We start from the raw sequence: 13650 nt of genomic DNA on the forward strand, positions 1-13650 counted from the left end.
TTTACTGTACAATTCTCGCCATCACTGTACCTTGTACATTGGCAGCATTTGCCTCATCTGTATCAATATGGAGTTCTAGGACAAAACCGGGCACGGCCCGAACGATAACATCACCAAATACAGTGGTGCGTTCTGGCATTTGAAGCTCAACATTAACGTTATCGCCATCGTTTACATTAAGCCGTTTTGCATCATCAGGCGACATATGAATATGTCGTTTTGCAGCGATACAAATAGGTTTCGTGATTTCACCATTTTCAGTACATAGAGTAATCTCTACGGCTGATTCTAAATGACCAGATAACACTATAGGAGGTTTTATACCTAATGTACGAGCATCTGTCAAAGAAACCTCCACTTGTGACTGTTTTCTAAGCGGGCCTAATACGCGGACATTTTGAATGACCCCTTTAGGCCCCACTAAAGTAACTGTTTGTTCTGATGCAAACTCTCCAGTTTGTTTTAAGTCACTTTTCTTAGTAATAGCCTGATTAGGAAATAATATATCCCAGTCCTCCTGACATAGATGAACATGTCTATTGCTTACACCTACGGGAATGGATGATTCGAACATGGCTTCGATCACTTCTCGTACGATAGCACGAATCTTTTCCCGATCCATAAACTATTATCCTTTCTTAGGTAAGATTAATTCTACATCACTATGAGGACGTGGAATTACATGAGTAGATACTACTTCGCCTACTTTTTGTGCTGCTGCACAACCTGCATCAACAGCCGCTTTTACAGCACCTACATCACCGCGGACCATGACAGTTACAAGACCGGAACCAATTTTTTCGGTACCTTCTAATGTAACATTAGCTGCTTTTACCATTGCGTCAGCCGCTTCAATTGCGCCTACTAAACCTTTTGTTTCTACCATGCCTAATGCGTTATTCATGATAATCTCCTTTATTTTTTACTACTTTATTTCTTTTTAGTTTTTTTCTTTGGTGTTGTTTTTTTAGTCTCTGTTGACTTAGAACTTTTCGGTTCTACAATTGTAGATACGATTTCGTCTAACACCTCAACAACCTTTTCATCTAATACAGGTTTCTCTTCCACAGAAGTAATAACGTCTGTTTTTACTGATTCATTATCCACAGAATTCTCAGCTAATTTTGTATCATCAGATACATTATCTAACTTATCTGTAAAGTCATCATTAAAGGATTCCACCAAACCTTCTGCAGGTCTTGGAATTACTTTATGAGCTACATAAAGATTCATATCTTTTGTAATAGCTACACCAGTCTGAACAGCTGCCTCAACAGCTCCCACATCACCAACAACCTTTACGGTCATCCAACCAAGACCTCTTGCCTTTTCTATGCCTATAAGCCGTACATTTGCAGCTTTAACCATTGCATCTGATGCGGTGATAGCCCCCAGTAAGCCTGCTACTTCTAGTAACCCTAGTGAATCTTTCACCATAACACCTCCCATTAACTAACTTTCTAGATGATTCGCTTTTAAGATTCATATTATGAAAATATCATTCATTACAACGTGGCAATTATATTAAACCAATATAAAAGATTGAATATCTAGATTATATAGGAACAACCTGTGTTCTTAGGTACGTTTCCCATAGTTTCAAGCAATGCTAGGCCTACATCACGCGCTGCTTTTACAGCCTGTTTAACAGCCCCTGAATCACCACTGATTTGTAAAATAACTTCATTACTCATAGCTGAGCTAGATGGTGAACGATAGCCTACCACATCTACATTAGCTGACTTAACTGCTGTATCCGCCATAACTACACCGATAGCTGCTGGCGCACCAACGATTAATCCAAAAGCTTTACCCTCTGGTGTACCAAAGGCAGTAACTAATGCTTCTCCTGCACGAGCTGTATATTGAATTTCTACATGACCAGCTTCATTCATATATACTTCACCAAAGGTGCGTTCTAATTCACGTAATGCGACCTCCACAGAACGCCTTACATCAGATACATCATCGCCACCAAATATGATAAGGGAACCAGCTCCGGCACCGCCTTTCATATCACGAGCGAACTCAATACTAACAATCTCTGTATTCGTTGCTTTTACAGCTTCATCAGCAGCCATAATTTGTGGTCCTGCACCTGTTCGTGAACCCAAGATACCTATGGATCGATATGACTTAGTGAGCTTCATAGCTTCCAATACTTGACTATCTACATTGGCAATTACGAGACCAATTGTATCGCCAGTTGTAGTGCTACCTACGTGTTCAGTAATCATAGAAGTTTGTAGTTGTGAGACGGTAGGTAATTTTATAGTCGCTGAGTCACATGCACCAGGCACGTTATTTGCTGTATTAGTTGTAATATCACCCAAGTCAGCATCATCTATACGCATCAACACGCGTTTTAAAATCTCATCTACCATACTTTTAGTATCGGCCATAATTATTCACCCTTTGTTGGTAAAATACCTTCTACATCTTTATGTGGTCTTGGAATTACATGAGTAGAGATAACAATGCCTACGCGCTCTGCAGCAGCTGCACCTGCGTCTACAGCCGCTTTTACAGCACCTACATCACCACGAACCATAACAGTAACAAGACCAGAACCAATTTTTTCATTGCCTACTAATTCTACATTAGCTGCTTTAAGCATTGCATCAGCTGCTTCAATTGCGCCTACTAGGCCCTTAGTTTCCACCATACCTAATGCTTCTTGTGTCATCTGTTTTCTCTCCTTTTACAAAATATAAAACAAAGGTTACAAATTTTATTTTTCTAATAGTTCCACCATGGTACCTATATTCATAAAGGCAAAGTGTGCTGTTTTAAGTAGTTGTACCATTAGTACAGCACCAGTTCCTTCTCCTAATGCCATTTGTCCATGGATTGGAACTTCATCAAGACGAATATTTGCATAAGCCAATGCTGCGGCCATCCCTACCTCGCGAGAATAATGAGATGGAATGCCGTATAATGGAGCTTCTCCATTCATTTGAGTAGCACAAGCCATTGCAACTGCTGTAATATATCCATCGATTACAAATGGAATATGTAGGTCTGTACAAGCTACCATAGCGCCTGTAATAGCGGCTATATCAAAGCCACCTACGCGACTAATTACTTCTTTTGGACTATTTAAGTGCCCCTTATGATGAGATAGTGCAGTCCGCACAAACTCACGTTTTTGATTCATGTACGCTTCGTCCTCAGGACCGGATCCAGGACCTACGGTTATCCGTGGGTCTAGCTTTGTAAGACCACTTAAGACAGCTGCTGACGTAGTCGTGTTACCAACACCCATTTCTCCGAAGGAAAATAGATTAATTCCCGATTCTGCATAGTAGACAACGCGGTTATATCCCGCTTGGTATGCTAGGTCAAATTCTTCATCACTCATAGCAGCACCATCTAATATATTCTTCGTGCCTTGAGCTACCTTTCGATTGACCCCAATACCTCGGGGGCAAGCAATGCCTACATCTACCACTTCGTAAGGAATATGGTTAAAAATACAATAATTAGCAACTGCACTTTTACCATCAATCATATTCTGAGATTGTTTACGGGTAATCTCATAGTTATAACCGATTAAACCATCTACAGAAATACCATTATCTGCAGAAAAGATAATATGCTGAGCATGAATCTCAGGTTTCATATCCTGCCAAGCAAGACACATTTTTTTGAAATATCGTTCCCATAGACCCAAGCTTTTTGGAATGATCGCCTTATTTAAAATAAATTGATTAACTTGTTCTTCAAAACCTTTGTCCATGGAAAAACCTTCTTTCAACTAACCGTATATGTAGTTACATAATTGTTTTAACGACTCTTCGTCGTGAACTGATATTTCGAAAATCTTAGTAGCTCCCGCTAATTTGAGATTGCGTCGAGGCGCCTCTATATCTTTACCCGTATCCACCTTTGATACAACACCTATAACCTCGCGGTTTAAGGAGTTCCCAAAACTTGGTGGGAATATGGTTGTTTCATCACCTGCAGGAATCATGAAAATCACTAAATCCGCATCATAGGCGTGCAAGATAATGCCTCGATAATAATTAGGATTTTCCATGTATTCTCCAGGGGTATCGATGAAGTTTCCCACGCGCGTTATCGCTTGTGTCTTATGATACGTAGCCGAGCCATGTGTAATCGTATCTGCTAATGTAGTCTTTCCACAACCGCTACGTCCTACTAGAAGGATACGCTTTTCTTTCTTTTCAGTGCTCATAATTATCCTTTCATTAGGATCTTGTTAAATCTGTTGGGAAAAATCCTAATATGCGTTGCAATCCTTCAATTACACTACGCAATGCAGATTCAACAGCAGATACATCACCAGTTATAAGAAGTGCCCCCGAAAATCTATCGATGAAACCAATTTCGATATCACCAGATTTACTCGCAATATCGGCTGCAATAATGGTCCCTTCGCCAGGTGTTATGGTAAGAATTCCAATGGCATTGCGCCCTTTTTCCTCTAGCCCCATTTTTCTAAATAAATCAGGCTTAGGATTGGCAATAACATGTGCTATCGTAACCTGCTTTCCGGGTACAAATTCTTGTATGATGCGCTGTTTTGCATCAATTACCTCTTGAAAGGCCATATAATTTCCTCCTAATTCAATATGTATTCTTTAAACTATATCGACACACCATAGTTCGTCCTTGTTTTATATACTCTAGCTATAATTAAGGCGCCACTAATTGGAAGAATAATACTGCCAAACCTGCCCCAATCAACGGACCAATAAATGGTACCCATGCATATTGCCAGTTCGCAGTTCCCTTATTAGGAATCGGTAGTAAGAAATATGCTAAGCGTGGGCCAAAATCGCGCGCTGGATTTAAGGCATATCCTGTTGTTGCACCAAAGGACATACCAACAGATGCTACCAAGATACCGATGACCATAGGTGCTAAACCATCAGCCATTTTACCTAAACAGAGAATAGCTAACATAAACATAAACGTTGCTATAATTTCAGATATCAAATTGAAAGGTTTATTATCAATAGCTGGACCTGTTGCAAAAATTCCTACACAGTTACCTTCGTCAGGACCGGTTACTTTAAAGTGTGGATAATAGAATAGTGCAGCAATGGCAGCACCTGTAAAACCACCAGCAATTTGAGCAATAGACATTGGAACCACTTGATCCCAAGGAAATATACCCGCCACAGCAAGGGCAAAGGTAACAGCTGGGTTCAAATGGCCGGGACCACCAAGTGTAATCCCAACATACACACCAAAGGCTACGGCAAAAGCCCATCCAAAAATAATATTTAACCAGTTAGTACCAAAAGCACTTACTATTGTTTTCTTTAACAGAATTGATGCATTTGTACCATTACCAAATGCAATTAAAACGGCTGTACCAACAAATTCACTAATATACATTTGTGTTACGTCCATTGTTTTCACCTCATTAAATTAACAAAGATTGTAATGCGTGAGATGCAATGTCCATATCCTGTGCCACGGTACCACCGCTAATGCCAAGTCCTCCAACAATCTTTCCATTCATGATGATTGGATATCCTCCACCAAAGGTGCAGATTTTACGGTTTACCATGGATTCTATATTAAATAGGTCACCATCAGGCTGTGCGCTTGGATGTATTTCATGAGTTGCTGATTTAAGCGCCACTGCGGTATACGCTTTTGCCTGTGCGATGTCGTTACTAATGAGCAATGCATCTGACATACGTTGGAAATACATTAATATACCATTTGCATCTACTATAGATACAACGATAGGTACGTCTATGGACTGAGCGTAGTCCATTGCTGTTTGTGAAAGCTTCGTCATAATATGCTCTAACTCTGTTCCAGTTGTCATATCATAAACGCCATTTTCAGTAGTATGCTCTATATTACCTACGCATTGATTGGTTTCTATCAGTATTTCCGCAGGACTAGTTGCTACACGTTCTGAAACGCGTTCTACAATTGTTTCTACAAATTGTACATAGTCTTCCATGCGAGCCATGATATACAGAGCATCAGATAGTCGATTAATAAATTTACGAACCTCATCGCGAATTGGTTCTACAGATCCTAAGCTAATAAGCAACCGTTCACCGCGACGACAGATTGTGCGCGCCACATGTAGCTCTGCAGCAGATAGATAATTTCCGCTTAATATAAAGCTATGTTGCTGCGGCAATCTCTTTGTATAGTCATCAATCATGTGTTCCAATTCGCTTATATCTTGTTGTGAAATCAAATTGCTGCTTTCACTAAGATTTTCTACATGAGGCGTTGCTACCTCCGCACATAAGCGGAAGAGCTGATGTTGTAATGTGTGAAGCACATGCTTATTGTCTGGTGAGACGACCAATTTCTCACATACACTAACCTGTGCATTTAATTCATCAAAGGTTCCATATGTGTCCACACGAAGTGAATTTTTAGGTACCCGTGTCCCATCAAATAAGGCCGTTGTACCTGCATCACCGGTTTTCGTATAAATAGCCATATGCACCACCTCTCAAGTTAGTTATATTTAAAAGGCCACTTCCAATCGTTCATCAGAAACGAAAGGGTTTCCTTTTACAAGACGAGCTGCATTGACACCTAAGGTGCGTAAGCTATCTGGATATTGACTGTAATCACTAAGTCGGTAGATAAATTGATGCGCTGGTATATTTTTATAGGTCAATACAATAGCTTGTTCATCAACGCCTATGCCTACGGACAAAGCTGAATTACGAGATGCTAAATCAGCCAATGCCATATGCGTACCACAATGGGATTCAATGACAACAGGTAGACCTTCCTCTTCAATACCATATAGAACGGGTTTTAGTACATCCTCACTGATATGCTCTGTAGCATACAGCAATATGGTTGGCTTACTGACGATACTTTGATCCATCATAGGCCTCCCTTCTGTGCATAGGATAATACCAATCCTGTTGCTACCGCATTTCGTGCTCCTTCAACGCCTCGAATATTACCTCGACCTGCTACTAATGCATATTGTGAAAGTGCATCGGTTACGAGTTGAGGAATTTCAAAGTCTAATGCAGAACCACCAACGATAACAACAAATGGTATATCTCGCACATTATGAGTAGGACTAACAGATGCCAAGGCACGGAGAGAATTTGTTACAAACACCCGCTTCTTTGCCGTTTGACGGACGCGCTTAATCGTTTCTAAGGGGATATCTCGCTCTACAGGAACGAGCCCATCAGGAGTGACAATAACAACACGACCAAACAATGCTGCAGAAAGTGGTTCATTAAAGAACTGCACCGTTCCATCTTCGTGACGAATATGATATACACTAAGCACTTGAGCCAATGGATCTCGTTTGATGGCTTCTGCAATATGCATGTCCTCTAAACCAAGTTCGGAGTTGATTAACATGGTTACCATATTTCCTGCCCCTGCAAGATGAATGGCCTTAATTTTCCCTTCTTGGTTGATGATAGATGCATCAGTAGAACCCGCTCCTAAATCGAGTATAGCCATTGGTTTGGCTGTCCCTGGTGTAGTCAAAGCGCCTAAAATAGCTGATTCAGCCTCTTCACCGCCGATTTCAACAGGTACGCCTAACTCTTTTTCTACCTGCTTTGCGATAATTTCCATTTGTAAATGATCTGACTTAACCATAGAGGCAATGCCTACAGCCTGTTCCATAGAGAACTCACCTGCAAGCCCACCTTTCACATTAATAGGAACAGCCACATCTACAGCTAGTAAATCTTGAATATATACGTCTTTTGGTGATTTATTTGTCAATTGCGCCATTGTAAGGCGAACCTTTTCAAGCATGCCACCTACATTCGTCCCTGGTTCACCACTGATATCCTCAATTGGATGGACAGATTCAAGGGTTTCCATGATTCTTTCCGCCCCTGCAGATATATCAACGGATACAGTTCTGTCATTTCCCATAACAATGATGGAACCTGCCGGTATTACCCGTTCTTTAACGTCCCCTGCCGGTGTTTTAATGACTACAGCAGAACGGTTCCCGATGAGGGCTCTAGCAATGGGTACAATATTCTTTGTTTCCTCTGGTGAAAGTTCAAATACAGTGGCAATCCCATAAGGATTTGATAATTGTGATACCACTTGTCCCGGTTCTACAACTTCTACAGCAGAAAGCATACCCATTGGAATTTTATCGATATATGCAACCTCATCTACGATAGGAATTTTATTATCCAATCGATTGTTGACGAGCACCCCATCATCGGCTTGAAGGATAGCAGCTCGAATATCATACCCTCGTTGACAGTATGCATTGATAAGCTTTGCTATAACCTCAAAATCAATAATCTTTGGAGCTACCACGATGTATGGCTGACCTTGCGGCTTGTCGATAAGTTGTTCAATAGGAACCGTATAGCCTACCCCAAGGCCTAAACCACCTGGTGTTTTAGGATTGTGACCAATCATAGTCGATTCTGTAATAATCGTTTCAGTAATCGTTTCCATAGCCACATCACCAATAACTGGTGTAGCCTCATTAATGCGAACTAAGTCAATATCTCGCAGTGTAAGATTAGCAGACTTGATTAGCGATTTAAGAGCATCCATGAGACCTATGATATTTTCTCGTGTTCCCTTAATACCAGTCGTACTAGCAATAGCAGAGGATAAAAACTTTACTTCCCCATTGCTATGAATTTCGGCCAAGGCCGCTTCTGTTGTAGAGTTTCCGATATCGATGCCAACAATTCGTTTCATAATGACATCTCCTATAGATTAATTATCACCTTTCAGTTTTTTACGTCGTTCATAATTCTCTGCAGCTTCTCGCACAAAATTTGCACAAATTGGAGCCCCTAGGCCATCGAGTTCGCTTGCAATATCTAACAATTCTTGTTTAGAAGAACGATATGGGCGAAGTGCATTATACATCTCAAGTAAGCGTTTATCGCTGACTTTAGTCATTTCTGCGGCACGTGAGAAATTGAGTTCAATTTGATCTCGGCCCCCTGCCTTAGCGATTTGACCCTGAGCTTTCAAAATGGATGGAGAAATTTTCAAATCATCCATTGTGATGTGTCCTGCCATTACGTTATCCATCGTAATATGGCTCAAATCACGACCTTGTCCAAGATCAATCCACTCTGGGTGTTTTTTTGCAATTGGATAATCTTCTACTGTAACATCTCTATCTACAGTAGCTGTTGTATATGGGGCAGTGGAATGTGTTACATTACTTTTTGCCCCTTCTAATTCGGAAACGATTTGACGAATTAAGGTTTCTAATTCATTAGCCATAGTAAACCTCCTTATACAGTGACACGGACTTCATCAGCTGGCTTACCTTTAACTACATGCTTAGTTTCTTTAATATGAAGCAATGCAGATAATGCTTGATATTTTGGTCTAGCCATTTGATCATTCAAGGTTGGTACTGGTGTTGGGGATTCACCTTTAGCATATTTAGCAGCATTTTTACCGATAGCGCGGTATGTTTCAGCTGTTAATAGCGGTGCCTGAGGGAATAATTCCAAGTTAGAAAGTGGTTGTAAATCCCGTTGGTGAATCAAGGTTGTACCTTTAGATTGAATACCGATACATACACCGGAACCAGAAATAGAATCACCTTCAACAGCTACAGCCGCTACGTCAGAGGACCGATATACACGGATTACACGAGCTTTTAAACCTTCTTCTTCGATACCAGCTACTAATTGGCGAATTACTTCTTGATGCGGTACACCAACGATGGTTTGTCGTTGACTGCGGCCAAAAGCAGGGCCTACAGCGATGACTACTTCATCAGCACTTGTACCAGGTTGTGCAGGTCCACCAGTTTGGAGCCAGCTATCATCACCAGTTGGTTCTTCATGTCTAGGAGCCGCACTTGGTGCTGTGCTTTCACCAACACTAGCCTTGAATTGTGGTGCCTCATGAACACCACCCATTTCTTGTAAAACGTCTAGGATAATAGAACGTAATACATCTCTGTTAATTTCAGCCATCATGACACCTCCTTATATATCCCGTGGATCAATGGCGTTTGGAATATCTTTAATACGTTCCCAATCTTCACCTTCCACACGATACCCTGTGCCAACACCTTGATAGTCATTTCTATTGTTAATCGCGGAGATAACATTGAAATCACGGTCAAAGATGGCCGATGTTTGTAAGTAATCGCCGGAGATTTTTTGTTTTAATAAGTTCAAAATACTTTGTGCTACATCTTGATGACCTTCTTTAGCTAAGCCTTTTACGAAGTCAACACCTGTAACACCGCGATTCAACAAGTCTTGAGCCGCTTTAATATCTGCAACCTTGTCCCGAGGAGGCATATCTTTAGAACCATTCGCATAGGTAGCAGCCTCTACCTCTTGATCTGTAATTGGAGGTAAGCCTAAGGCTTTGAACAAAGCTTGTAATGCACGCGCCGCTTTATTACGTACTGCTACGACTTCTTCTTCGCGAGCAGGAATAAGACCACCATTTACCTTGAGGTCGCGTTGAATAACTGTCCAGTCATCATAGTCCTCTGCATCCCAGTTGGAACCAGCGAACATGTTGTCATAGTTTGGTGTAGAACTATAACCAGAGCAGATGAAGTCAGTACCAGGTGCAAATTGCATCAATGTACGAGCTGTTCTACGCAAGTCGGAGTGACTGAATGTTTGGTCATTACTAGATGCACATTCAAGGTCGAGCATAGCTGCTACAAGGTTTTCTGCTAATACAGCACGGATACCAGAAGGTACGGCTGCTGGAATACCGATACAGCTTACAGAACCATTTTGGATACCTTGTACGCCAGCGCCTTTTGTGATGTATAGGCAACGGATTTCAAGGTACAACATAGATTTACCTTCTGCTTGGCCCATTTGTACTTCAGAACCTGTACCAGAAGTAAAGCGCATTTTAAGGCCCCGAGATGCATAAGCAGATGCGAGGAAGCCTTTAGACCAAGGTGTATCATCACCATCAGTAAATACATCTTCTGTACCATATACAGAAATAGTTTCTGCATAAGCTGTGAAGCCACGCATACCAAGTTCCAATTCTGTTGCTTCTTCCAAGGAGCATTGAGTCAATACGCCTGGTCGACCACATTGAGAACCTACAAGTAAGCTGATCGCATTAAGTGGTGCATAACGAGCAACTGCAACTGTTGTTTCTTCTTCTGCGAACCCACGAAGCGCACCTTCTGCAGCATCCGCTGCGATTTGTACTGGGTTGTCGTTTACGTTCGTTACATGGGCTTGGTTAGCCATTGTACGACGAGCACGCATTTTTTGCATACATTGCATCATTTCAACAACGTTCATGCAAGAAACAACTTCCAGCATTTTCGCTGGGGTAATAGATTTACAAATCTTAACGATTTCTTCACGAGGCACTGATGGTGTAAGCATCATATTAGCAATCTCTTTTGAGTCCATTGCCATCGCTTGTTGAGCACCATCGAGAACGATACCGTAGTTCGCAATAAATGTATCGATAAGATCAAAATCTTCACGGCGTTTACCATCGAGTTCAACGATGCGACCGCCTTCGATTTTGAGGCTAGGCTTTGGATCTTGAGGAGATTCCATGGCTATAAAACCTTCCTCTACCCATTCCTTTACATAACCATCCTGATTAACAGGACGTTGACTTAAGACTTCGAAACGTTTTGATTTCATAGGGCATACCATCCTTTCAGATTAGATATAGGAAGGGGCTCCGTTCACTGGTTCGTCACCCATAGTACCGAGCAATTGTTTACCTACTTCACGAGCAGAAATAACCGCTTGTCGCACAGCCCCAGAATCGCCAGAAATCTGTAAAATTACTTCATTAGAATTACTTGTACCTGCAGAAGGTGATGCATAACCAATTACATCAACGTTTGCAGATTTAACAGCTACATCGGCCATCACTACACCAATCGCTGCTGGAGCACCTACGATAAGGCCAAAGGCTTTACCTTCAGGAGCGCCAAATGCTGCATTTACCGCGTGGCTAGCACGTGCTGTATATTGAAGCTCAATATGACCAGCATCGTTTGCGTATACGTCGCCAAAGGTGCGTTCCACTTCAGCCAATGCCACTTCAATAGCTCGTTTTACATCGGATACATCATCACCACCAAAGATGATTAATGAACCATGGCCTGCGCCACCTTTAGTATCACGTGGTAATTCGATGCTAACGATTTCTGTATTTGTTGCTTTTACTGCTTCGTCAGCTGCCATAATGTGTGGACCTGCACCAGTACGCGCACCTAAAATACCGATGGAACGATATTTTTTCTTTAATTTCATCGCATCTAATACTTGTTGATCAACATTAGCAATTACGAGACCTATAGTATCACCTGTTTTGCTAGTACCCACAAATTCGGTTAATCCACATGTAGTCGCCATAATACCCTCCTTATGTGTAACGTAAGGTAACTTCAGTATTTACTCAAATATATAAACGACTAAAGTTCCCATATCCATAAATTTATAGAGATGCTTTATTGTTCATTATTCATTGGGCTCAATCCTTTCTAAATTTATGAAATAATATGGATATCTATATCTTTATTATAGAAACTTTCAAATATAACTTTTTTATGAATATTTGTAAAATATGATTTTTCTATTATCAAAATACTAAAATTTTGTTATACTCCTACATATAAAGGTGAATACGTAAGAGTAATTACCTCTAATTATATGTATATGAATTTTATTTAATATGTCACTTTTCTCTTTTTAGGTTTAGAGCCAGCATATTAGATAGAGAGCAAGTAGAGCTATTAAATTGGTGTGTATTCTAGACCTCTTAACACATTTGTGATTGGAGACTCCAATATGATTTGTACCACAACAGATACAAAACTTATTAACGAAATCATGCGTGATTTCACAAATATAACAAAAATTGCGGCAATTTTTGTAAATAATCGTGGAAAAGTGTTATCTCAGGAGTATAACTTTTCTCCATTTTGCAAAGTTGTTAGGCGCAATTCAACCTATGCCAAACGTTGTAATCAATGCGACTTATATGGCGGACTAGATGCTACAAAAGAACTATCTTCCTGCCCATACCGTTGTCATATGGGACTCATAGATTTTTCTGTGCCGATTATGAAAGATGGTGCCATCTTAGGCTTCATCATGGCAGGACAAACAAAAACAGAAGATACAACTATTAAGCCAATTTTACCGACCCAAACAGACTGGCACCATGACACTAAACTTCGTGCCTTGTATCTAGCATTACCCACTCTGACTGCTGAACAAATTTACAGTGCTACAAAGGTGTTGCGGATCTTAGTAGAGCATTATTTTCCATTTAACGATGTCATAGCCGAAGAAATGCCTTATGAACAATTGCCAGACTTCGTAGAAACTGAACGACCTATTAATCGTCCAGAGATTCGAAAAGCTATGCTATACATAGAAAAAAACCTGAGCAAACGTGTATCTCTAAGGAGAATTTCAGAACATATTCATTTAAGCGAGTCCTACTTCTCTAAAATTTTCAAAGATGACACAGGGCTCTCAGTAGTGCAATACATAACACTACTACGCATACAAGAAGCAAAGAAATTGCTAGCCTACTCACAATTAACGATTAATCAAATAAGTAAAACACTTGGATATAATCGGACTAGTTATTTCTGCAAAATATTTAAAATGGCTACCAATGAAACGCCCCATTCATACAGAAAAAAATATGCCAAACCCATTGATGTTTAATAAAATA

17 protein-coding genes are annotated in these 13650 nt (G+C 40.6%); 1 reads left to right on the forward strand and 16 read right to left on the reverse strand.

The genetic code is table 11. The features are described from left to right. Position 1: 1 nt before the first annotated feature. The 16 genes from pduL to pduB (O3617_RS05955) form a co-directional block, all read right to left on the reverse strand. Positions 2 to 622: a phosphate propanoyltransferase gene (gene pduL / locus O3617_RS05880; RefSeq protein ID WP_371449137.1), complete on the reverse strand. Its 621-nt coding sequence runs from the start codon at positions 620 to 622 to the stop codon at positions 2 to 4. Between the two features lie 6 nt (positions 623 to 628). Further along, positions 629 to 904: a propanediol utilization microcompartment protein PduA gene (gene pduA / locus O3617_RS05885; RefSeq protein ID WP_005385294.1), complete on the reverse strand. Its 276-nt coding sequence runs from the start codon at positions 902 to 904 to the stop codon at positions 629 to 631. 26 nt (positions 905 to 930) lie between these two features. Beyond that, the gene (locus tag O3617_RS05890) at positions 931 to 1437 is read right to left on the reverse strand and encodes a BMC domain-containing protein (protein ID WP_051411677.1); all 507 of its coding nucleotides are present in this window, start codon (positions 1435 to 1437) and stop codon (positions 931 to 933) included. A gap of 113 nt (positions 1438 to 1550) precedes the next feature. Beyond that, positions 1551 to 2402 (reverse strand): propanediol utilization microcompartment protein PduB, encoded by an 852-nt coding sequence (gene pduB, locus O3617_RS05895; protein WP_071991548.1) that lies wholly within the window; start codon positions 2400 to 2402, stop codon positions 1551 to 1553. A 2-nt stretch (positions 2403 to 2404) separates the two neighbouring features. Further along, positions 2405 to 2686 (reverse strand): propanediol utilization microcompartment protein PduA, encoded by a 282-nt coding sequence (pduA, locus tag O3617_RS05900; protein ID WP_005385289.1) that lies wholly within the window; start codon positions 2684 to 2686, stop codon positions 2405 to 2407. Positions 2687 to 2731: 45 nt separating this feature from the next. Then, complete coding sequence (locus O3617_RS05905) at positions 2732 to 3739, reverse strand: nicotinate-nucleotide--dimethylbenzimidazole phosphoribosyltransferase (RefSeq protein ID WP_038124030.1); 1008 nt, start codon at positions 3737 to 3739, stop codon at positions 2732 to 2734. Between the two features lie 18 nt (positions 3740 to 3757). After that, positions 3758 to 4198, reverse strand: a complete 441-nt coding sequence (locus O3617_RS05910; RefSeq protein ID WP_038124027.1) for a EutP/PduV family microcompartment system protein — start codon at positions 4196 to 4198, stop codon at positions 3758 to 3760. A 13-nt stretch (positions 4199 to 4211) separates the two neighbouring features. Continuing rightward, a complete protein-coding gene (gene eutS / locus O3617_RS05915; RefSeq protein WP_038117203.1) occupies positions 4212 to 4574 on the reverse strand; it encodes an ethanolamine utilization microcompartment protein EutS in 363 nt (120 codons plus the stop codon). Positions 4575 to 4659: 85 nt separating this feature from the next. Then, complete coding sequence (locus tag O3617_RS05920; protein WP_038124023.1) at positions 4660 to 5382, reverse strand: MIP/aquaporin family protein; 723 nt, start codon at positions 5380 to 5382, stop codon at positions 4660 to 4662. 13 nt (positions 5383 to 5395) lie between these two features. Then, on the reverse strand, positions 5396 to 6448 hold the full coding sequence (locus tag O3617_RS05925) for a cob(I)yrinic acid a,c-diamide adenosyltransferase (protein ID WP_038124020.1): 1053 nt from the start codon (positions 6446 to 6448) through the stop codon (positions 5396 to 5398). A 27-nt stretch (positions 6449 to 6475) separates the two neighbouring features. Then, complete coding sequence (locus O3617_RS05930) at positions 6476 to 6850, reverse strand: glycerol dehydratase reactivase beta/small subunit family protein (RefSeq protein ID WP_051411676.1); 375 nt, start codon at positions 6848 to 6850, stop codon at positions 6476 to 6478. After that, a complete protein-coding gene (locus tag O3617_RS05935; protein WP_038124014.1) occupies positions 6847 to 8673 on the reverse strand; it encodes a diol dehydratase reactivase subunit alpha in 1827 nt (608 codons plus the stop codon). Before O3617_RS05935 ends, O3617_RS05930 begins: the two co-directional genes overlap by 4 nt. 18 nt (positions 8674 to 8691) lie before the next feature. Further along, a complete protein-coding gene (locus tag O3617_RS05940) occupies positions 8692 to 9213 on the reverse strand; it encodes a diol dehydratase small subunit (RefSeq protein ID WP_038124012.1) in 522 nt (173 codons plus the stop codon). An 11-nt stretch (positions 9214 to 9224) separates the two neighbouring features. Then, positions 9225 to 9923, reverse strand: a complete 699-nt coding sequence (locus tag O3617_RS05945; protein ID WP_156919363.1) for a propanediol/glycerol family dehydratase medium subunit — start codon at positions 9921 to 9923, stop codon at positions 9225 to 9227. Positions 9924 to 9932: 9 nt separating this feature from the next. Further along, positions 9933 to 11594 carry a propanediol/glycerol family dehydratase large subunit gene (locus tag O3617_RS05950; RefSeq protein WP_038124006.1) on the reverse strand — a complete coding sequence of 554 codons (1662 nt, stop codon included), beginning with the start codon at positions 11592 to 11594 and terminating at the stop codon, positions 9933 to 9935. Between the two features lie 21 nt (positions 11595 to 11615). Further along, positions 11616 to 12356 (reverse strand): propanediol utilization microcompartment protein PduB, encoded by a 741-nt coding sequence (gene pduB, locus O3617_RS05955; RefSeq protein ID WP_304412470.1) that lies wholly within the window; start codon positions 12354 to 12356, stop codon positions 11616 to 11618. Positions 12357 to 12752: 396 nt separating this feature from the next. Here pduB (O3617_RS05955) and O3617_RS05960 point away from each other — a divergent pair, with 396 nt between their 5' ends. Further along, on the forward strand, positions 12753 to 13643 hold the full coding sequence (locus O3617_RS05960) for a PocR ligand-binding domain-containing protein (protein WP_038124001.1): 891 nt from the start codon (positions 12753 to 12755) through the stop codon (positions 13641 to 13643). The last annotated feature ends 7 nt before the right edge of the window (positions 13644 to 13650 follow it).

Source organism: Veillonella sp. 27098_8_77, assembly GCF_041431535.1.
Classification (GTDB): Bacteria; Bacillota; Negativicutes; order Veillonellales; family Veillonellaceae; genus Veillonella.